Origin of the sequence: Hydrogenophaga sp. ZJX-1 (assembly GCF_048590325.1) — a bacterium.
In the GTDB taxonomy this organism is placed as follows: Bacteria; Pseudomonadota; Gammaproteobacteria; order Burkholderiales; family Burkholderiaceae_C; genus Hydrogenophaga.
In genome coordinates, this window is sequence record NZ_JBMBRA010000002.1 from 366,541 (window position 1) to 392,827 (window position 26,287).

Below are 26,287 nucleotides of genomic sequence, written 5' to 3' on the forward strand. Positions count from 1 at the left end.
CATGAACACAACCACCATCGCCCCCTCCCCTTCGCACTGGGCTGCACCCCGGCTCTCCGGCCACTGGTGGCCGGTGTTCCTGCGCAACCTGCTGGTCTGGAAAAAGCTCGCCATTCCCAGCCTGGTGGGCAACATCGCCGAGCCGCTGATGTGGCTGGTGGCCTTCGGTTACGGCATGGGGGCGCTGGTGGGCCAGGTGACCATCACCACGCCGCAGGGCGAAACAGCGGTGCCCTACATCCTGTTCCTGGCCAGCGGCAGCATCTGCATGAGCGCGATGAACGCGGCCAGTTTCGAGGCGCTGTACTCCGCGTTCTCACGCATGCACGTGCAGAAGACCTGGGACGGCATCATGAACGCGCCGGTGAGCCTGGACGACGTGGTGCTGGCCGAGATGTTGTGGGCCGGCTTCAAGGCGCTGTTTTCGGTGACCGCCATCATGGCCGTCATGCTCGGTCTGGGCATCAGCCATTCACCCAAACTCTTGCTGGCCTGGCCGGTGCTGCTGGGGGTGGGCATCACGTTCTCGTGCATCGCCCTGGTGTTCAACGCCCTGGCCCAGGGCTATGACTTCTTCACCTACTACTTCACGCTGTTCCTGACCCCGATGATGTTCCTCTCCGGGGTCTTCTTCCCGCGGGAGCAGCTGCCCGGGGTGGTGCGTGCGATTTCGGACTGGCTGCCGCTGACCAATGCGGTGGAGCTGGTGCGGCCCCTGTTCATGGACCAGTGGCCCGATCAGGCCTGGCTGCATGCCGCGGTGCTGGTCTTCTATACGGTGGTGGCCTTCTGGCTGGCCCTGGCGCTGACCCGCAAGCGGTTTGCTCGCTGATCAGTGCACAGCCGCCTGGAGCGCCGGCTGGGCTTCGGCATAGAAGTGGACACCCGAGTCCATGAACTCTTCGGCGTCGATCACGGCGTCGTAGTCGCGCAGGACGATGCGGTCGATGGTGTGGGTCTTGGGGATCAGGGGCTTGTCCAGCGGGCGGCAGATGCGCTGGCGCAGGTTGCGCAGCATCTTGCTGTCTTCCATGGCGCTGATCACGGCTTCCGGATCGAGCATGAGGACGAAGGGATTGAGGCGGCTGTGGATCGAGTTCATGGCGGTGTCCTGCGGAAAAAGGGGTGAATAACAATTCGTTTGTCGATGTGACAAACTGTATTCATCCTGTTTCAAAACGTTAAGTCAGCGCACCCCCATTCAGGCTGTAGGTGTTTGCCTGACAAGCCCGGAGATGGGCCGGAATTTCCCGGCTTATTCCAGCCCTGTGTCCGTGGAGCCGAGCAAGCCTCAGCCCGGGCCGCTGCGCAAAGCGTCCACGCTGGCGCGCACCACCCCCTGCACGCTGCCGCTGGCGGCGTACTGCTTGCGCAGGAAACTGGCGTGGTTGCCATCGCGCGCCGCGGTGCGTTCGATCTCGTCGAGCGCGGCCTGTGAGTTCAGCGCCTCGGCGTGCGGCCCCAGGTGGCGCAAAGTGGCCAGGACGTCCTCGCGGATGCTGATCTGCTCGCGCGTCTTGGGGTTGACCATCATGCCGTCGAGCCCAAAGCGGCAGGCCTGGAAGCGGTTGTAGGTGTAGACGAGGTAGTCGTCTTCTTCGGGCGGCGCCTCGCTGCGCTCCAGCAGGTGGCGGCACAGCGCCTGCAGGTAACACGCCAGGCCAGCGGCGCGTTCCACCGTCAGCGGCGTGTCGCACACGCGCAGCTCGATCGTGCCGTATTCGGGCTTGGGCCGGATGTCCCAGTAAAAGTCCTTCATGGACTTGACGACGCCGGTGCTCTCCATCTTGGTGAAGTACACGTTGGCGAACTCGTCCCAACTCAGCGTGAAGGGCGCGCGGCCGCTGAGCGGGAAGGCGAACACCGAATTCAGCCGCGCCGAGTCGAACAGCGTGTCCACGCCCTGGAAAAAGGGCGACGAGGCCGAGAGCGCGATGAAGTGCGGCACGTAGCGGTTGAGCGAATGCAGCAGGAACAGGGCTTCGTCGGGCGAGGCGCAACCGATGTGCACGTGCTGACCGAACACGGTGAACTGTTTGGCGAGATAGCCGTACAGGCCCGAGAGCTGCTCGAAACGCGGCTTGGAGAAGATGCGCTGCTCGAACCAGCGCTGAAACGGGTGCGTGCCACCGCCCGCGATCTCGATGTTGAGCCGGTCGCCCGCGCGCACCAGCGTATCCCGGATCTCGCGCAGCTGCGCCAGCAGCGGGCCGTGCTCGGTCTGGATGTCGGTGGCGATCTCGATCATGCTCTGCGTCATCTCGGGCGTGACCACGCCCGGGAAAGGCTTGCGCCGCAGCAGTTCCAGCAGGTCGTTGGCGCTGCTGGAGAGGTCCATGTCGTAGGTGTTGACGAGCTGCAGTTCCAGCTCCACGCCCATGGTCAGCGACTGCGAGGATTTGAAGGTCTCCAATGGCATCGTTCAGCCCTCTTTCGTGACGTGGGTTTCGTGCGCGGCCATCAGGCCGCGCTGGGTCACCAGCGGCCCGAGCAACTCCTGCACCAGCATCATGCCGGCCATGACCGCCAGCACCTGCCGGGCCGGGTCGAAGCCGTACAGCCGGCTCTGTTCCAGCAGCAGGATGGCAAAGGCCGACATGGGCGTGAGCGCCAGCCCGGTGAGCAGCCCCTTGCGCTCGGTGATGCCCGACAGCCGCGCCGCCGCCAGACTGCAGGCCACCTTGGACGCGGTGCGCACAACGATCAGCGTCAGACCCAGCAGCATGCCGCCCCAGACATCGGTCCAGTCCAGCAGCGCGGCGATGTAGACAAAGAGGAACACCGTGAGCAGGTCGCCCGCGGTGCCGAAGCCGCGCTGCGCATTGGTCAGGTGCACGCGGCGCTCGCGCGCGACGATGCCGAACGTGAGCGCCGCCAGCAGCGGCGACAGCTTGAGCCCGTAGGCCATGGTGGTGAGCAACACCACAGCCAGTGCGAACACCAGCGTCACGTCGCGCTCCTGGATGCGCTGCGAGCGCAGCAGCCAGGGACCGGCCACGCCCAGCAGCGCGCCCACCGCCACCGACGTGCCCAGCACATGGATGCTGCCAAACGCCGCCATCACCAGGTCACCCGAGGTGCTCAGGTGCCAGTAGCCCACCACCAGATTGAGCGCGAGCACCGAGACCAGGCAGTTGATGGCGCACAGGTGCATGACGCGCTCGGTCACCTGCCCGGCGCTGCGCAGCTCGTTGGCCACGCGCACGATGCCCGCGGGCGAGGCAGAAACCGACAAGGCCGCGATGATGAGGCGGGTTTCGGTCGACAGGTCGAACCACCCCGAGGCCAGGTAGACGGCCATGAAGGTGACCACCGACTCCACCAGACCCAGCGCCAGCACCCAGGGGTTGTGGCGGAACCAGCGCAGGTTGATGCGGTAGCCGAGCTCGAACAGGATCAGCGAAAGTGCCACGTTGGCCAGAAACGGCAGCCCTGGCACGGCGTTGGTGAGGCCGGGCAGATCAAACAGGCTGGCCACCAGGCCCACCGCCACGTAACTGCTCACGCGCGGCACGCTGGCGGCCTCGTGCAGGCGCTCGCCCACAAACCAGGCCAGCAGCAGCACCAGTGGCCAGGCCATGGACTGGAACAGGAAATTCACATCGGAAAACATGGGCACTCACTTCAGAAAGGGAGCCCGGATGGTAAAGCCCTCGTAAATGCTTGAACACCTGGGTCGGCTACATCCTGCGCATTCAACGGTCTTCCCTGTTGATCGGACGGGAAATCGGGGTCCTGGGTCAGGCGCCACCGGTTCACAAATGCCGCATGCTGGTTACATGCGTTTCCAGAGCGCCACCGCTTTGTGGGTAACATGCCGCATGATCCAAAAATCGCTGAACACCGCCGCCCTGTCCCTTGCACTGCTGCTCACCGCGACCGCTGCAAGCGCACAGTCCCCCGCCCCCTCCACCCCGGCCAAAAAGGAGCTGGTGACCCGCCTGCTCAAGCTGCAGCAGCCGGGCATCGAATCGCTGGCCCGCACACTGGCCGAGCAGCCCGCGGCCGAAATGCTGGACGGCGCGGCCGTGGCCCTGCGCTCGCGTGTCGCCGCCGACAAGCAGGAGGCCGTGGCCAAAGACATCCAGGCCGATACGAAAAAGTACCTTGATGAAGCCGTGCCGCTGGTGCGCAGTCGCGCCATTCAGCTCGCCCCCAGCACCGTGGGCACCGTGCTCGATCAGAAGTTCTCCGAGGACGAGCTGCGCAAGATCGTCACCCTGCTCGAGTCGCCGGAATACGCCAAATACCAGCAGCACCTGGGTGAGATGCAGCAGTCGCTGCAGGTCAAGCTCGTGGCCGACACGCGCGGCAACATCGAGACCAAGTTGCGCACGCTGGAACAGTCGATCGGCACGCGCCTGGGTGTGAGCACACCGGCGAACGGCAACAAGCCGGCGGCGCCCAAGCCCGCCGGCAAATAAACGGGCCGCATCCCCCGCCTGGGAAACTGGCCGCTCAGGCGGCGGTGGCTTGCTCGGCAACGCCGAAGCGCGACCGAAGCGCCTGCAGGCCCAGTTCGTCGAGCACCCTTTGCAGCCGCTCGCCCGCCCGCTCACGCTGGGCGCGGTGACCGGGCCCGGTCTTGCTCGCCAGGATCAGCTCGTTTTTCATCGAATGTTCCCAGCCCACCAGCTCGGTCACGGTCACGCTGTAGCCGTGGGCTTCGAGTTGCAGGCAACGCAGCACGTTGGTGATCTGGCTGCCAAACTCGCGCGTGTGCAGCGGGTGGCGCCACAGTTCGGCCAGCGGCGTGCGCGACAGGTTCAGCGCCTTGCTGCTGCGCATCACGCTGGCCACCTCGGCCTGGCAACACGGCACCAGCACCATGTGGCGCGCCTGTTTGGCCAGGCCGAAGGCAATCGCGTCGTCGGTGGCGGTGTCGCAGGCGTGCAGAGCGGTCACCACGTCGAAGGTTGGCGGCAGGTCCGGATCGGTCAGGGCCTGCTGTACCGTGGTGGCCAGGAAGCGCATGCGGTCGAAACCCAGGCGTGCGGCCAGCGCGGCCGACTTCTCCACCAGCTCCGCACGCGACTCCACGCCATACACCCAGCCCACCGGCTTCGCCTTGAAAAACAGGTCGTAGAGAATGAAACCCAGGTAGGACTTGCCGGCTCCGTGGTCGGCCAGCGTCACGTCGCCGCGTTCCTTCAGCACCGTTGCCAGCAGCGGCTCGATGAACTGCACCAGGTGGTAGACCTGCTTGAGCTTGCGCCGCGTGTCCTGGTTGAGCTTGCCCTCGCGGGTGAGGATGTGCAGTTCTTTCAGCAGCTCGACCGACTGGCCTTCGCGCAGTTCGGGCAGCTGTTCCTGCAAGGTTTTCTGCGGCGGCTTGTGTGTCTTGGAGGGTTTCACGAACGGACCTGCTGATTCTGGGGTTTGTCTGGGGTGGTCAGCGAAGCGTCCATGCGGTCCTGCAGCCCCTGCACCTGGGCGCGCAGTGCGCGGATTTCGCGCATCAGCTCGTGTTCGATCTGCCGTTCGCCTGCCACCACCTCGTTTTCCACTTCCTGTTCGACAAAGATCGCGGCCAGCGAAGCCGTCACCAGCGACAGCACCGACAGCCCAAGCAGCACCATCAGCGCAGCAAAGATCCGGCCGGCCTGCGTATGCGGCACCACATCGCCATAGCCCACGGTGGCGGCGGTGGTGAAGGCCAGCCACAGACCGTCCTGCAGGGTCGCCACCCGCGGCTCCAGTATCCAGAAGCCGGCGCCGCCGAACAGCATGATGACCAGGCACAGCGCGAGCGAATACCAGAGGCCGCGGCGCATGATGTGCAGGCGGCGTTGACGCGATCGTTTCATCGCCCGATTCTGGCACGGGCCACGGGCGACAATGCAGCCATGACCCAGCCCCCCGCCCCTGCAGCCCAGCGCACCACGCACCCCTACACCGCCCTCACGCCCGACGTGGTGCAGGACGCCCTGGGCGCCATCGGCCTGTGGAGCGACGGCCGCCTGAGCGCGCTCAACAGCTTTGAAAACCGGGTCTACCAGCTGCACCTGGAAAGCCCGTTCGAGGGCCATGAGCAGGTGGTGGCCAAGTTCTACCGCCCGGAGCGCTGGAGCGACGCGCAGATTGCGGAAGAACACGCCTTCGCCGCCGAGCTGGCAGCGGCCGAAATCCCGGCCGTGCCACCGCTGGCGGTGAACGGCCAGACGCTGCACCACTTCGGCGGTTTTGCTTTTGCGGTGAGCCCGCGCCGTGGCGGGCGCCGACCCGAACTGGACGACTTCGAGGTGCTGGAGTGGATCGGCCGGTTTCTGGCGCGCATCCACAGCGTGGGCGCGGCACGGCCTTTCACCGACCGCCCGGCGCTGGACGTGGCCGGCTTCGGCCACGAGCCTCGCGACTGGCTGATCGAACATCGCATGGTGGCGCCCGAGGTGCAGACCGCCTGGTCCACAGCGCTGGAAGAAGCGCTGGCGCTGATCGAAGCCCACCCGGTGCTGCGCGCGAACAAACCGGCCGATGAAGACGGCATCCGGTGCATCCGCCTGCACGGCGACTGCCACCCCGGCAACATCCTCTGGACGCCCGAGGGCCAGCCCGGCGCCGGCCCGCATTTCGTGGACCTGGACGACGCGCGCACCGGCCCGGCCGTACAGGACCTCTGGATGCTCTTGAGTGGCGACCGGCGCCAGCAGACCCAGCAGCTCGGCGCGCTGATCGACGGCTACGAGCAGTTCCGCCCGTTCGACCGCCGCGAGCTCGCCCTGATCGAGCCCCTGCGCACCCTGCGCCTGATCCACTACAGCGCCTGGATCGCGCGGCGCTGGGAAGACCCGGCCTTTCCGATCAACTTCCCCTGGTTCGGCAGCCGCGACTACTGGCAGGGCCAGGTGGACATGCTGGTGGAGCAGATCGAGGAAATGCAGAACCCGCCACTGATGGCTTAGGCCCACCCCCGCGCTCGGCTGCGCCGGTCACCCCCTCAAGGGGACAACGCGAGTGGCCCGGCAAAGCCGGTTCCACCGCGTTCCGGGTCAGGCATCGCGCTACGTGTTGACCATTTGTTCAGTATGGTTTTTAGCAATTAAATTGCACACAATTTAATTGCTAACTACAGTTCACCCCATGGCCACACGCAACACCCCCCGTAACTCCCTGTCCGAGCAAGCCCTGCTGCTGGACAACCAGCTCTGCTTCGCGCTGTATTCGGCCTCGCTGGCCATGACCAAGCTCTACAAGCCCCTGCTCGACGAGCTGGGCCTGACCTACCCGCAATACCTGGCCCTGCTGGTGCTGTGGGAGCAGGACGGCGTGGCCGTGTCCGAACTCGGCGAACGCCTCTACCTCGACTCCGGCACGCTCACACCGCTGCTCAAACGCATGGAGACGGCTGGGCTGGTCACACGGCTGCGCGATGCGACCGACGAGCGCCGGGTGCTGATCCGCCTGACCGCCGACGGTCGCGCGCTCAAGACCCGTGCCCTGCGCATTCCGGGCTGCGTGCTGGAGGCCTCGCAGTGCGACGTGGCCGAAGCCCTGGCGTTGACCCACCAGGTGCAGACGCTGCGCAACCGGCTCACCGCCTGATCCCCTTTTTCACCCCGCTTCGCTGAAGCAACCACCCTCAAAGGAACCACCATGGCCACCTCCCTCGACAAAGTGCTCTACACCGCCCGCGCCCACACCACCGGCGGCCGCGAAGGCGCCTCGCGCACCGACGACGGTCTGCTCGACATCAAGCTCACCCCGCCCAAGGCCATGGGCGGCGCCGGCACCGCCACCAACCCCGAGCAGCTGTTTGCGGCCGGCTACTCGGCCTGCTTCATGGGCGCGCTCAAGCACGTGGCCAGCATGAAGAAGATCGCCGTGCCGGCCGATGCGTCGATCGACGCCGAAGTGGACATCGGCCCGATCCCGGCCGGCTTCGGCATCGCGGCACGCCTGGCGGTGAACCTGCCCGGCCTGGACCGCGCCGTGGCCGAAGAGCTGGTGAACACCGCGCACCAGGTCTGCCCCTACTCCAACGCCACCCGCGGCAACATCGACGTCACGCTCACGGTGGTCTGATCCACCGGCCGGATCGGTCGCACCGGCCCTGGGAGCCCCGGGGTCGGTGAACTCAGCCGGGCGAACGGCCGCCCAGACGCTCCATGGCATCGGCCAGCCAGTCGGCCGGCATGGTGGGCGCTTCAGACAGTGTCACGCGCCAGCCGTCCGCCAGCGCCTCCACCTGCGCACGCCCTCCCACCCAGAGCAGCCACGCCAGCCCGGCGCACTGAGCGCCCGTGGCGGTTTCGCCCGCTGGTGCACCCAGCAGCGCAGTGAAGGCATCGGCCCCGGGCAACCGGACCGCGTCGCCCAGACGTTCACCGCCCACCGCCTGCGCCAGCGTATCCAGGGCTTGTGCGTCGTCGTGGCGGGCGCCAAAGTTTTGCAGCCAGTCGCGCACATGCCCGGCCACGCTCGCGCCCCGCCGCGCCTCCGCCTGTTGCAGGTCGGCATGGTCCCACTGGTTCCAGTCCACCACAGGCGCCACCGGACCGCCGGCCATGGTGGCCTGGGCAAAACGGTACAGCGCGGCTTCGTGGTCCTGCGGCTGCACCGCCGCGCTCACCATCAGCAGCGCGGCCATCCGGTGGGCCAGCAACTGGCTTTGTTGCGCCAGCAGCTTGTCGCGCAGCAGCTCGTTGCGTTCAGCACGCAGATCGGACAGCTCCAGCGCGTTCTTCAGGTCGGCGCGCAAGCTTTCCAGCTCCCAGGGTTTGCTGATGTAGCGGTAGATCTCACCGGTGTTGATCGCATCGATGGCCTCGCCCAGCTCGGAGTAGGCCGTGGTCATCATGCGCACGATGTTGGGGTGGTACTGGCGCGCATGCCGCAGCAGCTCGGTACCGCGTTCGCCGGGCATGCGCTGGTCGCAGACCAGCACGGCGATCTGGTCACCGTGCTCGCGCAACACGGCCCGGCCTTCTTCGACCGACAGGGCGGTGATCACCGGGGCCAGCGGACCGACCAGCCGCTCGAAATACTTCAGCGCAATGGCTTCGTCGTCAACGTACAGAATTTTTTCGGGTTTCATAGAGGCTCCAAAGCCCGGGTCTGTTCCGGGCACGGGAAAAACAGTGTCACCGTGGCACCCTGCCCCGGCTGGGATTGAACGTGGACGGCTCCGCCGAGTGAGTCCATCACCCGCCGGCAGAACACCAGTCCCATGCCGGACCCCCCGGCTTCGGCACGGGTGGTCACGGGCTCATGGGTCAAACGCTGCAGCACGTGCGGGGCAATGCCGGGTCCGGTGTCGCTCACACGAATCACGGCCTGCTCCGGCAAGCCGGGCGCCAGCGCGGCGCGGCCCAGCCCGATGTGCACACAGGGATCATCGGGCAATGCCGAGCGCAAGGCCAGCAGCGCGTTCTTGACCAGGGTGCACAGCACCAGGTACAGCAGATCGCGCCGCCCCGGCAGGTTGAAGTCTGCCGAGAGGTCGCAGCACAGCCAGGCCGCCTCACCCGGATCAAACGGATACTCGTCCCGCACCGCCCCCACCAGATCACTGGCCCGCAGGCTCACCTGCGCATCGCTGCGGTACGCGTCGCGTGCCGTCTGCACAAAGGTGGACACCAGGGACTGCGCGTAGTCGGCGCGCCGCTGGGCGGCCTCCAGCATGAACAGCACGTCGCCCGGCTTGTTCTGCTCGATGAAGGCCATGCCGCCGTCGCCCTCGGGGGCATCGCGGTGCCGCTCGCGCATGGCCGTCAGGTAACCGCGCACCGTGGCCAGCGGCGTGGTGACCTCGTGGGCCAGAAAACCCAGGGTTTCGCGCAGGGTTGCCGCGCGCTGGTCGATGAGCGCCTGGTCGAGTGCGCGGCGCTGGGCGCCGGCCAGGGCATCGCGCAGGGCCTGGCGCGTCGCCGCCTCATCCAGTGGCTTTTCCAGAATTTTTTCTACCTGCCCCTGGTTGACAGCCGCCATGGCAACGTCCTTGTCGGCGCAGGCTGAAACCAGCAGGCGGGCGATGTGTCCGTACTGCCGGCGCACCTCCCCCAGCAGCTCAACCCCGTTGCGCCCCGGCATGCTGTAATCCGTCAGCAGCACCGCCACCTGCCTGCCGCGCGCCGCGAGCAGGGCCAGCGCCTCATCGACACCCCCGACCGTCCAGACCACGAACTCGTCGCCATACAGGCGGGCGAACCACTTGCAGGCCTGCGGCTCGTCGTCCACCATGAGCACGGCGTGGGCCGTACCCGCATCCGTGGACAAAACAGCTTGGACAGTGTTCATTCAGGCCTCGGCAGATCGAAAGTGAACGCGGTCCAGGCACCGGCCTGGCTCTCCACCGCCAGCAAGCCGCCGTGGCGCTGCACGATGCCGTAGCTCACGCTCAGGCCCAGCCCGAGACCGGCACCGACGTCGCGCGTGGTGAAGAAGGGCTCGAACACGCGCCCGATGTTTTCGGGCAGGATGCCCTGGCCGTTGTCACGGACCGTCACGCGCAGGCGTCCACCTTCCGTCTGAACCCGCACGTCGATACGCGGCTGTTCGCGCTGCGCCTTGGCCAATGCATGGGCCGCATTGCTGAACAGGTTGATCAGCACGCCGATGATGGCCGGCTCGTCGCCCAGCACATGGGTGTCCTGCGGCACCTCGATCGACACCGTCACCCCCTTGAGCTCGTGGCCGGCGAGCCGCTGGGCCGAGCGGATGGCCTGCTCCAGCAAAAAGGGCCGCTGGCTGTTGTCGCCGGGATTCTGGTAAGCGAAGGTCTTCAGGTCGGTGACGATGTTCTGGATGCGCGTCATGCCCTCCTTGGCATCCACCAGGCTTTCCTTGAGCAGCTCGTCGCTTTTGGCTGCGGGCAGGGTCTGGGCCATGTTGATGGCCATGAGGCTGTAGTTGACCGGGTTGTTCAGCTCGTGCAGCAGGCCGGCCGAGAGCGTGCCGATGGCGGCCATTTTTTCGCGCTGCAGCAGCTGGCCCTTGATCTCGACGAGGGCCTTGTTCTGCGCCAGCAGTTCGTCTTTCTGGCGCTGCACCTCGGTCTGCAAGGCGTAGGTCTGCCGCCGCTGCCGCTCGCCATACACCGACACCGTGATCGCGATGAGTGAAAAGAAGAGTACAAACATCAGCTGACCGGCGAGAACCGGCCAGTGCTGCACGCCACCGACGCGCAGCACACAGGCCAGGGTGTAGGCCAGCATGGTGAAGACGCTGAAAACCAGCGCCTCCAGCAAGGTCAGGGGAAGAAAGATGCTGATGCCCGACACAGCAAGGGTCAGACCGACAAAGTAGATCGATGCCTCTCCATCGGTGCTGAAGATCATCCAGGCAATCATCAATTGGGGCAGGGCAATCCAGAAGTAGGTGAGCCCTCTGACGTGGCGCAAGCCCCACGAACTGCTGTAGCTCCAAAGCGCGGCCCCGATCAGCGCGACCACCAAGAGACGCGCCAACCCGAAATCATGCGAGTGCTCCGGGTAGAAAGCCGCATCCAGCCCAACCCCTCCGGCAACGAGCACCATGGCCAGCACACAGGTGATCCGGCTGTAATAAACCAGATGCTGGTGTGTGGCCTCTTCGTAGGAAGCCGGCAGTTGGCCAGGGCTCAGGTTACCGGTCATGCCTGGACGTCACAGCGGTTTGACGGCCTCGGCGAACAGGTTGACGCCCGTCGCATCGGTGTAGGTCTTGACATCGGGCAGCGTTGACGGGAACAGCTTGGTGAGGCCCCCCTCATCCCGGTAGATCAGGTACCACTCCATGAAGTGCTCCATCCAGAAGCGCTCCGGGTTGCTGGAATGCACGTTGGTCACCAGCAGCGTGCCACCCGGGCGCAAATGCCGGTCGAAGTAGGCGATCAGCCGCGCGCAGGCCTTGTCGGCCAGGTAGTCGAACAGACCGGCGCAGTAGATGTAGTCGTACTGCTCGTCCAGCGCAATGCCCTGGTCACGCGACGAACGCTTGAGCAACTGGTGCACCGACTCGTGGCGCAGCGTCACCTTCAGCGGCTCGCGCCCGGCGGCCTGCGCCGTCTCGATCAGCTTCTGGCTCGTGTAAAGCAGGGTTTCGTCACTGAAGTCCATCAGCACCACGTCCAGGTGGTCCAGTGGCTGATCGGTGGCGGCCAGGCGTTGCAGCTCACCCGCCGGCCCGCAACCCACGTTCAGGATGCGCAGCGGTCTGCCCTGCTCGCGGGCCTGGGCAGCCAGGGTCCGCAGCCGCTCCAGCAGGATGTCCACCCGGTTGCGGTGCGCCTGCGCCACGCTGGACTGAAGGAACACGAAGTTCACCAGTTCGAAGTACGTGCTGGGTCCCTCGCGCGGGTCACCCAGAATCTGGTTGACCATCTGGTAGTCGCCCGCGTAGCCCAAGGGTTTGGCAAAGGTCCGGTAGACGAAGGGCGCACGCAACACCAGTGGGTGAATGGCGGACTGGGCAAAAACGCGGTGAGCCGACTCCAGCTCGGGAGGTACTTTGGCGGCTTCTCGCTCGAATCGCACAAGGTATTCGCGCACCGTGCTCATGAGCGGCCGGGCGATTTCGTAGAAAACCTCATCGCGCACGCGACCATGCACGTCCCGCGGCAATCCGGCCGTGATGTCGGCCTGGTCCAGCCAGCGCGTGACTTCGGAAAAGTAGGCGCGCAGATCGTTGACCACCACCTGGTAGGCCTCGCTGATGCGTGAGCGCGACTCCCACTCTTCGACAAACCGGCTCACCGCCTCGGAAACGCTGCGTGCGCTGTGACCGATGCCCCCCAGATCGTTCCATTCGTCGATCAGGGCAACCGACACCACCGCCATCAGCCCCGTGTTGAGCAGGCTCACGACCACCGCTTTGCCTTTGTAAATGCTGCGGTCGCCCGAGCGAATGCTCAGATCGCTGAGCACCTCGCTGACCTGCACGATGGAGTATGGGTTGTACACCTCCATCACCAGCGAGCGGCGCTGCAGGCTGGTCAGGGTTCCGCGGGCGGCCTCGCCCTGGCTGTTGCGAAAGGTGACGACAGGATCGAATGGACGCTGGAATTGCACGGTGTGGCCGTTATCAACAAGGAGGGGGCCATGGATGAGGCGCCCCGGAATGAAGTCCCTGTGCGCGAGTGTAGTCATCTCGCGTGGCGGCCGTTGTCACGGGGCTCCGTGCGCAAATGCCCGGAGCCAAAAAGAAAAAGCCCACGCCCCCTTTGCGGGGTGCATGGGCCATGCCAAGGGGCGGGGCTGTGTCAGCCGCGCTTCTGGATCGTGTTGGCCAGATGGCGTTCCCGGAAACGGCGCATCGCCCGGAACAGCACCGGGGGCATGTAGTCCTGCGAGACGCGCCAGCGCATGCCACCGATGCTTTCGTGCGGCCGCTCAGCGAAGATCGTGGTGTGAGACTGGTTGGTCTCGTTGGCGGGCCGGCCATTGGTGTAATAAAAAAGTGCGAGCGACTTGCGCGAGTCGCCATCGGGGCAGGTCAGCGGGTCGGGGTGGCCGTGAAACGTCTTGCTGGTCGGCGAAAAGATCGCCAGGCGGTTGAAGACGGGCAGGATCTTGACCTCGCATTTCGTCACCTCCTGGTCCCACAGCTCCAGACTGCCGCCGTACTCTTCCTTCCAGTTCTTGTTCATGTAGAAGATGACGTTGATGCGGCGGTCGAGGAAGTTGGCGTCGTGCTTGTTGAAATCGGCGTGCAGCTTGAGCAGGCCGCCCTTGGGGGTCTGGTGCAAGCCGCCTCCGCGCATCGAAGGGTCGGAGATCATGTTGTCGATGCCCGTGACCTTTTCCAGGAAACGCAGGAAAGGCGCGGAGTTGAACTGGTACAACATGCTGCGCGTGACCGGTCCGAACTTGGTCTCGTCGACGCAGACCAGTTTCTGCTCGGCCGGGCGGTTGTAGTTGTGCCACTCGATGTCCTGCGCCTTGGGAAATTCGGCGAGCATGGCTTCGGCCACGTCCAGTGGCAGGAAGTTGTCGAAGGCCATGTGGTTGAACGGTGTGCCCAACCGGTACTTGGCGGCGCCTTCGGCGGCCAAAGCTTCGTACCTGGGGTCGTCAAAAATGAACCGGTCACCAAAATCGCACTGCTGCATGCTCATACTCCTGAAAAGAACAAACACAACGCACTTCGTTCAAACAGGGGTTCCGCACGGACGATGGGAGTGGAAACTTCGGATCAGCTGGGTGACACCGATTCCATCCACACTGGAATGAATGAAGAAGTACTCAACCCGAGATTTGAGCACCCCGCCCAGCAGCATTCAGTTGACCAAGATCAAGAGGGGCACAAGTAGCAGCGGCTCACGCCTTGAACGCGAGCCCGAAATGCCCGCACGACCCAAGTACCGCCGCGGACATGAGGGCCTTGAACGGAGCATCCGGCAGCACCAGACGCCCCCCAACAGCGGGGGGCTGTGCTGGCGGGTTCTTCTCTTCTATTGGGGGCGGGCTCAGACCAGCAGTGCGTTCACCCGCTTCACGTAGGCGGCCGGGTCTTCCGGCAGGCCGCCTTCGGCCAGCAGCGCCTGGTCAAACAGGATGTGGGCCAGGTCGTCGAAGTGCGCGCTGCCCTCCAGCTTCTTCACCAGCGGATGCTCGGCGTTCACTTCCAGAATCGGCTGGCTCGTCGGCGCCTGCTGGCCGGCGGCCTTGAGCATGCGGGCCAACTGATTGGAAAGGTCACCCTCGCCCACCACCAGACAAGCCGCCGAATCGACCAGGCGCGTGGTCACGCGAACGTCCTGCGCCTTGTCCTTCAGCGCTTCCTTGAGCTTGTCCAGCACGGGCTTGAAGGTCTCCGCCGCGGCTTCGGCGGCCTTCTTTTCGGCTTCGTCCTGCAGCGAGCCCAGATCGACCGCGCCCTTGGCCACGCTCTGCAGCGGCGTGCCGTCGAACTCGTGCAGGTGCGACACGGCCCACTCGTCCACACGGTCGGCCATCAGCAGCACCTCGATGCCCTTCTTCTTGAACACTTCGAGCTGCGGGCTGTTCTTGGCGGCGGCGATGCTGTCGGCGGTGATGTAGTAGATCGCGGCCTGGCCTTCTTTCATGCGCGCCTTGTAGTCCGCCAGGCTCACGCTCACCGCGTCGCTGGTGGTGCTGGCAAAACGCAGCAGCTTGGCGATCTTCTCGCGGTTGGCGAAGTCTTCGCCCAGGCCTTCTTTCAGCACGGCACCGAACTCGGCGTAGAAGGCCGAGTACTTGCCGGCGTCCTTCTCGGCCGCGGCCTGGTCTTCGGCGCTGACGACGTCGGTCACACCGCCCACGCCCTCTTCGGCCTTCGGCGCCACGTCCTTCTTGGCCAGGTCCTCCAGCATGGCCAGCACGCGGCGGGTGTTGCCTTCCCGGATCGCCTTCACGTCGCGGCTTTCCTGCAGCAGCTCTCGGCTCACGTTGAGCGGCAGGTCGGCCGAATCGACCACACCCTTGACCCAGCGCAGGTACGAGGGCATCAGCGCCTCGGCCTCGTCCATGATGAAGACGCGCTTCACGTAGAGCTTGATGCCGGCCTTGCGGTCGCGGTTCCACAGGTCCATCGGCGCCTTGGCCGGGATGTAGAGCAGCTGCGTGTATTCGGTAGCGCCCTCCACGCGGTTGTGGCTCCAGGCCAGCGGTGCGGCCTGGTCGTAGCTGATGTTCTTGTAGAACTCGGCGTACTGCTCGTCGGATATCTCTTTCTTGCTGCGCGCCCACAGCGCGTTGGCCGAGTTCACCGCTTCCCACTCGGCCTGCTGCACGTATTCGCTCTTTTCAGCGTCCCACTCTTCCTTCTGCATCAGGATCGGCAGGCTGATGTGGTCGGAGTACTTGGTGATCAGCGACTTGAGCTTCCAGTGGCTCAGGTACTCGTGCGCGTCGTCACGCAGGTGCAGGGTGATGGTGGTGCCGCGCGCGGCGCGCTCGATGGCCTCCACCTCGAACTCGCCCGTGCCGCCGCTGGTCCAGCGCACGCCCTCGGCCGCCGGCAGGCCGGCGCGGCGGCTTTCAACGGTGATCTTGTCGGCCACGATGAAGCCGGAATAAAACCCCACGCCGAACTGGCCGATCAGCTGGGCATCCTTCTTCTGGTCGCCACTCAGGTGGCTCATGAAGTCCTTGGTACCGCTCTTGGCGATAGTGCCCAGGTGCTCCACCGCCTCGGCCTGGCTCATGCCGATGCCGTTGTCGGTGATGGTGATGGTCTTGGCTTCCTTGTCGAAGGCGACGCGCACGTCGAGGTTGGGCGCGTCTTCGAACAGCGCGGCGTTGTTCAGGCCTTCAAAACGCAGCTTGTCGCAGGCGTCCGACGCGTTGGACACCAGCTCGCGCAGGAAGATCTCGGGGTTGGAATACAGCGAATGGGTGACGAGGTGCAGCAGCTGCGCCACCTCGGCCTGGAAAGACAGGGTTTGTTTGCTCATGGGTCTTGAGGGGGTTTGAAAAACACAGACGCGCCCCGGTGGAGCGCTCACGCTGGGCTGAATTATGGGCGGCGCGGGGGTTTTCAAGCCCCGGACGGTCCACGGCGGCCTTGAGGCTCAGTCTTCTGTGGACGGCACCGGGCGCAGCCAGGCCAGCAGCTGCGCCGCCACCTGGGGGCTGGAGAGCAGGTCCAGGTGCCCTGTGCGGTAAACGATGTGCTGGCTGTCCCTGGCAAAGACCAGCCGGCGCGCGGGGTCGTCCTGCTGGCCGAGCGCGCTGTGGAGCGGCACCAGGCCATCACCCATCAGCCGGTCGGCCAGCAGGCCGCGCTGGCCCGCCAGCGTCGCGGCGACGGTGAAGCAGGCCACGCCCTCGGGCAGTGGCAGCGGCACCCGGTGGTCTTCGGGTGACCCGAACCGGTCGCGACCCTGCCAGTCCGCGTCCAGCACATGGCCATGGCGCAGGTCGGTGATGCCGGCGCTGCGGATCTTGCCCAGCCGGGCGAACGGTACCGTGTGCGGCGAGGACGCCAGCAGCAGGTCCACCCCGTGGCCCGCGCGCTCCAGCGGCGCACCGTGGTGCGGCGTGCCCAGGAACACCAGTTCACGCAGCAGCCCCGGCCAGCGCTGGCCCGCCTCGCGCGCCACCTGCACCGCAGACCGCGCCACCAGCCCGCCCATGCTGTGACCAAGGATGGTGATGCGTTCCAGCGGCACCGGCCATGCGGCCACCAGCCGGTCCAGCAACAAGGCCAGCTCGCGCCCGTTGGTGGAGGTGTGCAGGCCGGAGTTGTAGCGCAGGTACACCGGCGTGCAGCCCAGCGCCTGCGCCAGAAACTCGCCATGGTCGTGGCCGCTGCGGCGCCACTGGGTGTCGTTCATGCTCAGGCCGTGGATCAGCAGCAGCAGGTGCGGGCTGGCCTTGTCGCCCAGCTGCGCCTTCAAGGCCGCCGGAACCATCGGCAAGGCCTGCCCGCCTTGCCGCAGCTCCATGGTCTGGGCCAGCGGGTTGCCGAAGCTCTGCAGCCGGTCGCCCAGCACCCCGTTCAGCGCCGCCAGCACCGCCTCGCGCGCGGGCGAAGCCTCAGGGTGCGTGGCCGGGTCGTCCACCAGCGGCAGCAGCGCGGCCAGCGCCCCGTCCAGCCCATGGCCCACGATGTGCGCCACGCCACGGATGCCCCGGTAGATCTGCCCCGTCAGGCCGCTGGCCTGCTCATCCGAAGCCCCGCTGGAGAACCCCAGCCGCCGCCGCACCGACTGGTGCACTCCCTCGGTGATGTTGATCACGCCCTGCGTCGCCTGCGAGGCCAGCTGGGCCGCGGCCCGCAGGTCCGAGGGGCGCAGGTGGCGCAGCACGGCACGCTTGGGGGCGTCGGGTGGGGTGGGAGCGGTCATGGGCCATTGTGGCCGGGGAGGGGTAGCTGCAATGGAGACCCCGCTCTAGCGACAGCTTTCGTCGAACCGATCAGGCAAACGACTCCCCCGCTCCCAGATACCGCCACTGCCCCACCGGCAGATTGCCCAGCACCACATTCCCGATGCGGATGCGCTTCAGGCCCACCACGTGCAGGCCGACCTGTTCGCACATGCGGCGGATCTGGCGCTTCTTGCCCTCCTTCAAGATGAAGCGCAGTTGCTCGGGGTTCATCCAGTCCACCTGCGCGGGCTTCAAAGGCTGGTCGTCCAGGCTCAGGCCGTGGCGCAGCAGAGCGAGTTTGTCGGCGGGAAAGACGGCCTGCACGTCTTGCGTGACCACGCCCGCGCCGTGCGGGCCGTTGGGTGCGTAGTGCACGCGCACCAGGTATTCCTTTTCGATGCCGCTGTTCTCGCCGATGAGCTGGCGGGCGATGCGGCCGTCCTGCGTGAGCACGAGCAGGCCCACGGAGTCGATGTCGAGCCGGCCGCAGGGCGCGAGGCCGCGGGTGTGTTCGGGGGCGAAGCGGCGGCCGTCGGCCGGGTGGCGGGCATCGCCGCGCCACTGGCTGGGCGCGCCGATCAGCGTGGCGGCGGCTTCGTGACCGTCTTCGGGCTGTCCGCTCACATAGCCCATGGGCTTGTGCAGCAGGATCGTCACCTGGCCGGCCTGCTGGTGGCGCGCCTGGGGCAACACTTCCACCTGGGCGTCGGGCGCCACGGGCATGCCCATGACGGCCGGTTCACCATTGACCAGCACCCAGCCGCGCGCGATCCATTCGTCGGCCTCGCGGCGCGAGCACAGGCCGAGGTCGGCCATGCGTTTGTTGAGTCGCACTTCACCGCGCACATTGCCGACGCGGGCGAGGTCGGGCCGGTGCGGCTGCACCGGGCGCGGCGCGGGGGCCGACGCGCGCTGCGGACGGTCGCCCGCACCATGGGGCTGGTCGCGGGAATCGGCGCGGCGTGGCGCCGGGCGCTCGCTCCAGCCGCGGTCGTCGCCGCGCGGTGCAGCTCCGGGACCGGAGCGCGGGCGGTCGCCGGTGGGGCGTGGGCCGGCGGGTCGTTCGCTGCCAGGGCGGTCGGCCCCGTAGCGCGGGCGCTCGGTGCGTTCGCCGTCGGGGCCGGATCGTTGGGCGCCGTAGCCGGGCGAAGGCTCTCGCGGTGGCTTGGGCGCGGAGGCTGAAACGCTCTTGGCGCGGGCCGGGCCGGGCGGGCGCACGGGGGCGCGGCGCGGCGCAAACGGGTCGGCCTTGGATTTCTTCGCAGCGCCCGGGTTGAGCTTGAGCGTGCTGGGCTTTTTGTCGGTGGTCATGGGGGGGATCATCCCAGATCACGTGCCCATGGCCTATGCAACTTTTCAGTCAGAACGGCCGTCGAGCGCCCCCGAGCGCAGCGCTGGCAGATCCAGCACCCGCACGCCGCCGTATTCGACCCGGATCCAGCCCTTGGCCGTGAGCGCGGCGAGGGCTTCGTTCACGCGCTGGCGCGACAGGCCCACCAGGTAGGCCAGCTCCTGCTGGGTGATGCGCAGGACGCCGCCCACGTTGGGCGAGAGCAGCGGGTGGAACAGGGCCGCGAGGTTGCGCGCGACGCGCAGATCGGGGTTGTTCAGACGGTCGATTTCGCGTGCGGCGATGAACTGGCCGAGGCGCTCGTTGAGCTGGTGCATCACGAAACGGTTGAAGCCGAGCGAGTGGTCGAGCAGCCAGTCGAAAGTCTCGACCGGCAGGCCGGCCACGCGGCTCTTGCGCAGGGCCTGGATGTTGTAGCGGTACTGCTCGTGTTTGAGCACGGTGCCTTCGCCGAACCAGCCGCCGGGCGCCACGCCGGTGAAGGTGATCACGGGGCCCTGCGAGTCGTCGTTGCTCATCTTGAGCAGGCCATCGACCAGACCGAACCAGTAGGTGACCGGCCGGCCGATGCGGCAGATGAAGTCGCCCGCCTGCGCCTCGCTCACGACGAGTGCGTCTTCGGCCCGTGCGCGTTCGCCCTCGCTCAAGGCCTGCAGCCAGGGGATCTGCGACAGCTCCTGCACGGTGGGTGCGCGGGCACGCTCCCGCAACTGGGAGCCGGTCCGGCTGGGGGTGAAGTTGCTCATGAGCAGTACAAAGAACTAGGGAAAGTCCTAGGAGGGCAGACCCTTCAATTGTCGTCGCACTGACAACATAACGTCAAACATCTGCCTAACATCCGCCCCAGAATGATTTGAACGGGTGTGACTGAATGCCCCCTGGCCCAGCACCGCTGCCCGCCCCGCATCTGGAGACTTGCAATGCAAACGACTTTCCCCCGGCTCTTGCTGGAACACGCGAAACGCCGCCCCACAGCGGCGGCCATGCGCGAGAAGGAATACGGGATCTGGCAGACCACCACCTGGGCCGCGATGGCGCAACTGGTGGAAGCGGTGGCCTGCGGCCTGCACCAGGCCGGCCTGCAGCGCGGTGAACACATGGTGGTGATCGGCGCCAACCGCCCGCGCCTCTACGCCACCATGCTGGCGGCGCAGTCGCTGGGCGCGATTCCCGTGCCGCTGTACCAGGACGCCGTGGGTGCCGAATGCGTGTTCCCCATCAACAACGCCGAGGTGCGTTTCGCGGTGGTGGAAGACCAGGAGCAGGTCGACAAGATGCTCGAAATCCGCGACCGCTGCCCGCAGCTGACGCACGTGTTCTATGACGATCCACGCGGTCTGCGCAACTACGACCAGCCCGGCCTGGCGGCGCTGGAAGAACTGATCGGCGCTGGTCAGGCGTTCGCCAAAATCCACACGCAGCTGTTCATCGAACAGGTGGAGATGGCCCAGCCCGATGATGTGGCCGCGATGTTCTTCACCTCGGGCACCACCGGCAACCCCAAGGGCGTGGTGCACACCCACAACACGCTGATCAACCGCGCCGCCGTCGGCGCGCGCTTCGACAAGCTGACAGAAAACGACGAGGTGCTGGCCTACCTGCCCCCGGCCTGGATCGGGCAGAACATCTTCAGTTATGCGCAGTGGCTGGTGGCCGGCTACGTGGTGAACTGCCCCGAGTCGGGCGCCACCGTGACCATCGACCTGAAGGAAGTCGGCCCCACGTATTACTTCGCGCCGCCGCGGGTGTTCGAGGGCCTGCTCACCACCGTGATGATCCGCATGGAAGACGCGGGCACGCTCAAGCGCAAGATGTTCCATGCCTTCATGGACGTGGCGCGCCGCGTCGGACCGACCAAGATGGACGGCAAGTCCATCGGTTTCATGGACGGCATCAAGTACGCGCTGGGCAACCTCTTTGTGTACGGCCCGTTGCGCAACAGCCTGGGTCTGAGTCGCGTGCGCGTGGCGTACACGGCGGGCGAAGCCATCGGCCCCGATCTGTTCAGTTTCTACCGCTCCATCGGCATCAACCTCAAGCAACTCTACGGCTCGACCGAAACGGCCGTGTTCGTCTGCCTGCAGCCCGACCACGAAGCGCGCGCCGACACCGTGGGCGTGCCCTGCGAAGGCGTGGAAATCAAGCTCAGCGACACCGGCGAAATCCTGGTGAAGTCGCCCGGCCTGCTCAAGGAGTACTACAAGAACCCCGCGGCCACGGCCGAGGTCCTCTCAGCCGACGGCTGGTACCACACCAGCGACGCGGGCTTCATCGACGCCAGCGGTCACCTGAAGATCATCGACCGCGTGAAAGACGTGGGCCGCATCAAGGGCGGCGCCAACGACGGTGCCATGTTCGCGCCCAAGTACGTGGAGAACAAGCTCAAGTTCTTCTCGCAGATCAAGGAGGTGGTGGCCTACGGCGACCAGCGCGAGAAGGTCTGCGTGATGGTCAACATCGACTTCGAGGCCGTGGGCAACTGGGCCGAGCGCCGCAACCTGCCCTACGCCGGCTACACCGATCTGGCGCAGAAGCCCGAGGTTTACGAGCTGATCCGCGAGTGTGTTGAAAAAGTCAACGCCGACCTGAGCCGCGACGAGCTGCTGGCCGGCAGCCAGATCAGCCGCTTCCTGGTGCTGCACAAGGAGCTCGACGCCGACGACGGCGAACTGACCCGCACCAACAAGGTCCGCCGCGGCTTCATCGCCGACAAATACAGCGTGCTGGTCGACGCCCTCTACAGCGGCAAGACCGAGCAGTACATCGAAACCCAGGTGAAGTTCGAAGACGGCCGCACCGGCAGCGTGAGCGCCACGCTGCAGGTCCGCGATGCCAAGACCTTTGCTCCCGTGAAAGCAGCGGCATGACAAAAAAAATCGGCGACGTCATCCTCGACGTGCAAAACATCAGCCTGCGCTTCGGCGGCGTGAAGGCGCTGACCGACATTTCCTTCAACGTGAAGGAACACGAAGTGCGCGCCATCATCGGCCCCAACGGTGCGGGCAAGAGCTCCATGCTCAACTGCATCAACGGCGTGTATTCGCCGCAAGAAGGCAGCATCAGCTTCCGCGGCCAGACCTTCAAGCACATGAACAGCCGGCAGGTGGCCGAGATGGGCATCGCGCGCACTTTCCAGAACCTGGCGCTGTTCAAGGGCATGAGCGTGATCGACAACATCATGACCGGCCGAAACCTGCGCATCAAGAGCAACCTGTTCCAGCAGGCGTTGCGCCTCGGAGCGGCGCAGCGCGAAGAAGAACAGCACCGCGAGTTCGTCGAACACATCATCGACTTCCTGGAAATCCAGGCTTTCCGCAAGACGCCCGTGGGCCAGCTGCCCTACGGCCTGCAGAAGCGCGTGGACCTCGGGCGCGCCCTGGCGATGGAGCCGCAGGTCCTGCTGCTCGACGAACCCATGGCCGGCATGAACCTGGAAGAAAAGCAGGACATGAGCCGCTTCATCCTCGACGTGAACGACGAGTTCGGCACCACCATCGTGCTCATCGAGCACGACATGGGCGTGGTGATGGACATCTCCGACCGCGTGGTGGTGCTGGACTACGGCAAGAAGATCGGTGACGGCACACCAGAAGAAGTGCGCAACAACGAAGAAGTCATCAGCGCCTACCTCGGTACGAGCCACTGAACACGGAGACAACAAGATGGCATTCTTTCTTGAAACTTTGCTGGGCGGCCTGATGGCCGGCATGCTGTATTCGCTCGTGGCGCTGGGCTTTGTGCTGATCTACAAGGCGTCGGGTGTCTTCAACTTCGCGCAGGGCGCGATGGTGCTGTTCGCTGCGCTGGCCATGGCCCGCTTCTCCCAGTGGATCCCGGAATGGCTGGGCATGGACAACAAGTTCCTCGGCAACGTGCTCGCGTTCGCCGTCGCGGCGGCCTGTATGTTTGTGCTGGCCTGGCTGATCGAGCGCCTGGTGCTGCGCCACCTGGTGAACCAGGAAGGCGTGACGCTGCTGATGGCCACGCTGGGCATCACCTACTTCCTCGACGGCCTGGGTCAGACCATCTTCGGCTCGGACATCTACCAGATCGACGTCGGCATGCCCAAGGACCCGATCTTCCTGCTCGAAGGCATGTTCGAAGGGGGCGTGCTGGTGAACCTGGAAGACGTCTATGCGGCCTGCGTGGCGGCCTTGCTGGTGGTGGTGCTGTCGCTGTTCTTCCAGAAGACGAGCACCGGACGCGCGCTGCGCGCCGTGGCCGACGATCACCAGGCGGCGCAGTCCATCGGCATCCCGCTCAACCGCATCTGGGTCATCGTCTGGTTCGTGGCCGGGATCACGGCGCTGGTGGCCGGGATCATCTGGGGCTCCAAGATGGGCGTGCAGTTTTCGCTCACCACGGTGGCCCTGCGCGCGCTGCCCGTGATCATTTTGGGCGGCCTCACCTCGGTGCCCGGCGCCATCATCGGCGGCCTGATCATCGGCGTGGGCGAGAAGCTCTCCGAGGTGTACCTCGGCCCCTATGTGGGCGGAGGCATCGAGATCTGGTTTGCGTATGTGCTGGCGCTGGTGTTCCTGCTGTTCCGGCCGCAGGGCCTCTTTGGTGAAAAGATCATTGACCGCGTGTAAGGAAGAAAAACATGTTCTATCGTGAAAACGGTCAATTCAAGACCTCCTACCGCACCGACCAGCAGATCTTCCCGATCGCGCAGGACCGCTGGGCCATCCTCGCGCTGATCGCTTTCGCCTTCATCGGTGTGCCGATGCTGGCTGACGAGTACATGTTCCGCGCCATCCTGATCCCGTTCCTGATCCTGGCGCTGGCCGCTCTGGGCGTGAACATCCTGGTGGGCTACTGCGGCCAGATTTCGCTGGGTTCGGGCGCCTTCATGGCGGTGGGGGCCTACATGGCCTACAACACCTACATCCGCATCGAGGGCATGCCGCTGATCATCGCCCTGCTCTCGGGTGGCTTCTTCGCCACGCTGGTGGGCATGTTCTTCGGCATCCCCAGCCTGCGGGTGAAGGGGCTGTATCTCGCGGTGGCCACGCTGGCGGCGCAGTTCTTCTGCGACTGGGCGTTCCTGCGCATCGGCTGGTTCACCAACAACAACGCCTCGGGCTCGGTCTCGGTGTCCAACCTGCAGGTGTTCGGCTTCGCGATCCAGACGCCGCTGCAGAAATACATCTTCTGCCTGGCCTTCCTGGTGGTGTTCGGCCTGCTGGCGAAGAACCTGGTGCGCTCGGCCATTGGTCGTGAATGGATGGCGATCCGCGACATGGACGTGGCCGCCGCGGTGATCGGCATCCGCCCGATGTACGCCAAGCTCAGCGCGTTCGCGGTCAGCTCGTTCATCATCGGTGTGGCTGGCGGCCTGTGGGGCTTCGTTCACCTGAGCTCCTGGGAGCCAGCGGCGTTCTCCATTGACCGCTCGTTCCAGTTGTTGTTCATGGTGATCATCGGCGGCATGGGTTCCATCATGGGCAGCTTCTTCGGCGCGGCCTTCATCGTGGTGCTGCCGATTTTTCTGAACCAGTTCCTGCCTGCGCTGGGTGCGATGTTTGGCGTCGAAATTTCCACCGCCGGCATTTCGCACACGGAATTCATGGTCTTCGGTGCGCTCATCGTGTGGTTCCTGATCGTGGAGCCCCATGGGCTGGCGAAGCTCTGGAGCATCGGCAAACAGAAGTTGCGGTTGTGGCCTTTCCCGCACTGATGTCCGCACGGTCGTGGCCGGCGGCGCCTCAGGGTGATCCCCCATGGGGAAATGCCCGATGCGCCAGCGCTGCGGGCGGGGTGAACTGACGGGCCCTCGGGTTGGTTTTTGTGTGTTGGTTTTTTCCTTAGGAGACAAACGAAATGAAGCTGCGTAACCTTGCTCTCTCGGTATCCATGGCCTGCGCCGCCCTCTCGGGCGCACTGGTCTCCACCGCTGCCATGGCCCAGGCCAAAGAGCAGTTCTTCCCGGTGCTGGTGTACCGCACCGGCGCCTACGCACCCAACGGCGTGCCCTTCGCCAACGGCTATGTGGACTACCTCAAACTGGTGAATGCCCGCGGCGGCATCAACGGCGTGAAGCTGTCGTACGAAGAGTGTGAAACCGGCTACGCCACCGACCGCGGCGTGGAGTGCTACGAGCGCCTGAAGGGCAAAGGCGCCACCGTGTTCCAGCCGCTGTCCACCGGCATCACCTTCGCGCTGACCGAAAAAGCCCCCAACGACAAGATCCCGCTGATCACCGCCGGTTACGGCCGCAGCGAGTCGGCCGACGGCGGCGTGTTCAAGTGGAACTTCCCGCTCGCCGGCACCTACTGGGTGGCGGGCGACGTGATCATCCAGGACATCGCCAAGAAGCTCGGCGGCGTGGCCAACCTGAAGGGCAAGCACATCGCGCTGGTCTACCACGACAGCCCGTTCGGCAAGGAAGCCATCCCCATCCTGCAGGAACGTGCCGCCATGCACGGCTACAAGCTGACCCTGCTGCCTGTGACCCACCCGGGTGTGGAGCAGAAGTCCACCTGGCTGCAGATCCGCCAGAGCCGCCCGGACTACGTGATCAACTGGGGTTGGGGTGTGATGAACTCCACCCTGCTCAAGGAAGCCCAGGCCACCGGCTACCCGCGCGAGAAGATCTACGGCGTGTGGTGGGCCGGTGCTGAGCCCGATGTGAAAGACGTCGGCATGGGCGCCAAGGGCTACAACGCCATCACCATGCAACACGGCGCCGAGAAAGGTTCGGCCGTGGTCAAGGAAGTGCTGGAGAAGCTGCACGCCAAAGGCCAGGGCACCGGTCCGAAGGAAGAAGTCGGCGATGTGCTCTACATGCGCGGCCTCTTCAGCGCCATGTTCGCCGTCGAAGGTGTGCGCCAGGCCCAGGAGAAATACGGCAAAGGCAAGATCATCACCGGCGAGCAGGCTCGCTGGGGCTATGAGAACCTGAACCTGACGCAGGCCAAGCTGGATGCACTGGGCTTCAAGGGCGTGCTGCGCCCGGTGTCCACCAGCTGCCAGGACCACATGGGCGCCAACTGGGCCCGCATCCACACCTGGGACGGCAGCAAGTGGCAGTTCAGCAGCGACTGGTACCAGGCCGATGAACAGATCATCAAGCCCATGGTCAAGGCCGCGGCCGACAAGTATGCCGCCGAGAAGAAGCTGACCCGACGCACGGGTCAGGACTGCCAGAGCTGAGCCCACCCCGCCGCGATCCGCGCGACCCCCT

24 protein-coding genes are annotated in these 26,287 nt (G+C 65.6%); 10 read left to right on the forward strand and 14 right to left on the reverse strand.

Annotated elements, in window-relative coordinates:
- The first annotated feature begins 1 nt into the window (after position 1).
- On the forward strand, positions 2-832 hold the full coding sequence (locus ACN5W5_RS06455; protein WP_420047729.1) for an ABC transporter permease: 831 nt from the start codon (positions 2-4) through the stop codon (positions 830-832).
- On the opposite strand, the gene ACN5W5_RS06460 is transcribed toward ACN5W5_RS06455, so the two are convergent.
- The 3 genes from ACN5W5_RS06460 to ACN5W5_RS06470 all read right to left on the reverse strand — a co-directional run bounded on the left by ACN5W5_RS06460 (position 833) and on the right by ACN5W5_RS06470 (position 3,613).
- Positions 833-1,102: a hypothetical protein gene (locus tag ACN5W5_RS06460; RefSeq protein ID WP_420047730.1), complete on the reverse strand. Its 270-nt coding sequence runs from the start codon at positions 1,100-1,102 to the stop codon at positions 833-835.
- A 189-nt stretch (positions 1,103-1,291) separates the two neighbouring features.
- On the reverse strand, positions 1,292-2,419 hold the full coding sequence (locus tag ACN5W5_RS06465; protein ID WP_420047731.1) for a YbdK family carboxylate-amine ligase: 1,128 nt from the start codon (positions 2,417-2,419) through the stop codon (positions 1,292-1,294).
- Between the two features lie 3 nt (positions 2,420-2,422).
- Positions 2,423-3,613: a cation:proton antiporter gene (locus ACN5W5_RS06470; RefSeq protein ID WP_420047732.1), complete on the reverse strand. Its 1,191-nt coding sequence runs from the start codon at positions 3,611-3,613 to the stop codon at positions 2,423-2,425.
- Between the two features lie 208 nt (positions 3,614-3,821).
- Here ACN5W5_RS06470 and ACN5W5_RS06475 point away from each other — a divergent pair, with 208 nt between their 5' ends.
- Positions 3,822-4,424 carry a hypothetical protein gene (locus ACN5W5_RS06475; protein WP_420047733.1) on the forward strand — a complete coding sequence of 201 codons (603 nt, stop codon included), beginning with the start codon at positions 3,822-3,824 and terminating at the stop codon, positions 4,422-4,424.
- A 34-nt stretch (positions 4,425-4,458) separates the two neighbouring features.
- Here the strand turns inward: ACN5W5_RS06475 and ACN5W5_RS06480 are convergent, their stop codons facing one another.
- Both ACN5W5_RS06480 and ACN5W5_RS06485 read right to left on the reverse strand, forming a co-directional pair.
- Positions 4,459-5,355 carry a class I SAM-dependent methyltransferase gene (locus tag ACN5W5_RS06480; protein ID WP_420047734.1) on the reverse strand — a complete coding sequence of 299 codons (897 nt, stop codon included), beginning with the start codon at positions 5,353-5,355 and terminating at the stop codon, positions 4,459-4,461.
- Entirely contained in the window at positions 5,352-5,807 is a 456-nt protein-coding gene (locus ACN5W5_RS06485) for a potassium channel family protein (protein WP_420047735.1), read from the reverse strand. The genes ACN5W5_RS06480 and ACN5W5_RS06485 overlap by 4 nt, the downstream gene beginning before the upstream one ends.
- A gap of 39 nt (positions 5,808-5,846) precedes the next feature.
- On the opposite strand from ACN5W5_RS06485, the gene ACN5W5_RS06490 reads away from it, so the two are divergent.
- The 3 genes from ACN5W5_RS06490 to ACN5W5_RS06500 all read left to right on the forward strand — a co-directional run bounded on the left by ACN5W5_RS06490 (position 5,847) and on the right by ACN5W5_RS06500 (position 8,022).
- On the forward strand, positions 5,847-6,902 hold the full coding sequence (locus ACN5W5_RS06490) for a serine/threonine protein kinase (RefSeq protein WP_420047736.1): 1,056 nt from the start codon (positions 5,847-5,849) through the stop codon (positions 6,900-6,902).
- A 178-nt stretch (positions 6,903-7,080) separates the two neighbouring features.
- Positions 7,081-7,542, forward strand: coding sequence for a MarR family winged helix-turn-helix transcriptional regulator (locus tag ACN5W5_RS06495; RefSeq protein WP_420047737.1), 462 nt, complete (start codon positions 7,081-7,083; stop codon positions 7,540-7,542).
- Between the two features lie 51 nt (positions 7,543-7,593).
- Positions 7,594-8,022, forward strand: coding sequence for an organic hydroperoxide resistance protein (locus ACN5W5_RS06500; RefSeq protein WP_420047738.1), 429 nt, complete (start codon positions 7,594-7,596; stop codon positions 8,020-8,022).
- Between the two features lie 52 nt (positions 8,023-8,074).
- Here the strand turns inward: ACN5W5_RS06500 and ACN5W5_RS06505 are convergent, their stop codons facing one another.
- From ACN5W5_RS06505 to ACN5W5_RS06545, 9 genes are all read right to left on the reverse strand, one after another.
- Positions 8,075-9,034, reverse strand: a complete 960-nt coding sequence (locus ACN5W5_RS06505) for a response regulator (protein ID WP_420047739.1) — start codon at positions 9,032-9,034, stop codon at positions 8,075-8,077.
- Entirely contained in the window at positions 9,031-10,236 is a 1,206-nt protein-coding gene (locus ACN5W5_RS06510) for an ATP-binding protein (RefSeq protein WP_420047740.1), read from the reverse strand. Before ACN5W5_RS06510 ends, ACN5W5_RS06505 begins: the two co-directional genes overlap by 4 nt.
- On the reverse strand, positions 10,233-11,573 hold the full coding sequence (locus ACN5W5_RS06515; RefSeq protein ID WP_420047741.1) for a sensor histidine kinase: 1,341 nt from the start codon (positions 11,571-11,573) through the stop codon (positions 10,233-10,235). Before ACN5W5_RS06515 ends, ACN5W5_RS06510 begins: the two co-directional genes overlap by 4 nt.
- Positions 11,574-11,582: 9 nt before the next feature.
- Complete coding sequence (locus tag ACN5W5_RS06520; protein WP_420047742.1) at positions 11,583-12,986, reverse strand: class I SAM-dependent methyltransferase; 1,404 nt, start codon at positions 12,984-12,986, stop codon at positions 11,583-11,585.
- 191 nt (positions 12,987-13,177) lie between these two features.
- Positions 13,178-14,026: a 2OG-Fe(II) oxygenase gene (locus tag ACN5W5_RS06525; RefSeq protein WP_420047743.1), complete on the reverse strand. Its 849-nt coding sequence runs from the start codon at positions 14,024-14,026 to the stop codon at positions 13,178-13,180.
- 357 nt (positions 14,027-14,383) lie between these two features.
- Complete coding sequence (gene htpG, locus ACN5W5_RS06530) at positions 14,384-16,333, reverse strand: molecular chaperone HtpG (protein WP_420047744.1); 1,950 nt, start codon at positions 16,331-16,333, stop codon at positions 14,384-14,386.
- 117 nt (positions 16,334-16,450) lie between these two features.
- Entirely contained in the window at positions 16,451-17,728 is a 1,278-nt protein-coding gene (locus ACN5W5_RS06535; RefSeq protein WP_420047745.1) for an esterase/lipase family protein, read from the reverse strand.
- A 70-nt stretch (positions 17,729-17,798) separates the two neighbouring features.
- Entirely contained in the window at positions 17,799-19,061 is a 1,263-nt protein-coding gene (locus tag ACN5W5_RS06540; RefSeq protein WP_420047746.1) for a pseudouridine synthase, read from the reverse strand.
- Positions 19,062-19,106: 45 nt separating this feature from the next.
- Positions 19,107-19,847, reverse strand: coding sequence for a Crp/Fnr family transcriptional regulator (locus ACN5W5_RS06545; protein ID WP_304921540.1), 741 nt, complete (start codon positions 19,845-19,847; stop codon positions 19,107-19,109).
- Positions 19,848-20,021: 174 nt separating this feature from the next.
- On the opposite strand from ACN5W5_RS06545, the gene ACN5W5_RS06550 reads away from it, so the two are divergent.
- From ACN5W5_RS06550 to ACN5W5_RS06570, 5 genes are all read left to right on the forward strand, one after another.
- Entirely contained in the window at positions 20,022-21,968 is a 1,947-nt protein-coding gene (locus ACN5W5_RS06550) for an AMP-dependent synthetase/ligase (protein WP_420047747.1), read from the forward strand.
- Positions 21,965-22,747, forward strand: a complete 783-nt coding sequence (locus ACN5W5_RS06555; protein WP_226463706.1) for an ABC transporter ATP-binding protein — start codon at positions 21,965-21,967, stop codon at positions 22,745-22,747. Before ACN5W5_RS06550 ends, ACN5W5_RS06555 begins: the two co-directional genes overlap by 4 nt.
- Positions 22,748-22,763: 16 nt before the next feature.
- Positions 22,764-23,693 (forward strand): branched-chain amino acid ABC transporter permease, encoded by a 930-nt coding sequence (locus ACN5W5_RS06560; protein ID WP_420047748.1) that lies wholly within the window; start codon positions 22,764-22,766, stop codon positions 23,691-23,693.
- 11 nt (positions 23,694-23,704) lie between these two features.
- Complete coding sequence (locus ACN5W5_RS06565; RefSeq protein ID WP_420047749.1) at positions 23,705-24,781, forward strand: branched-chain amino acid ABC transporter permease; 1,077 nt, start codon at positions 23,705-23,707, stop codon at positions 24,779-24,781.
- Between the two features lie 143 nt (positions 24,782-24,924).
- The gene (locus tag ACN5W5_RS06570; protein ID WP_420047750.1) at positions 24,925-26,256 is read left to right on the forward strand and encodes an ABC transporter substrate-binding protein; all 1,332 of its coding nucleotides are present in this window, start codon (positions 24,925-24,927) and stop codon (positions 26,254-26,256) included.
- Positions 26,257-26,287 lie beyond the last annotated feature (31 nt).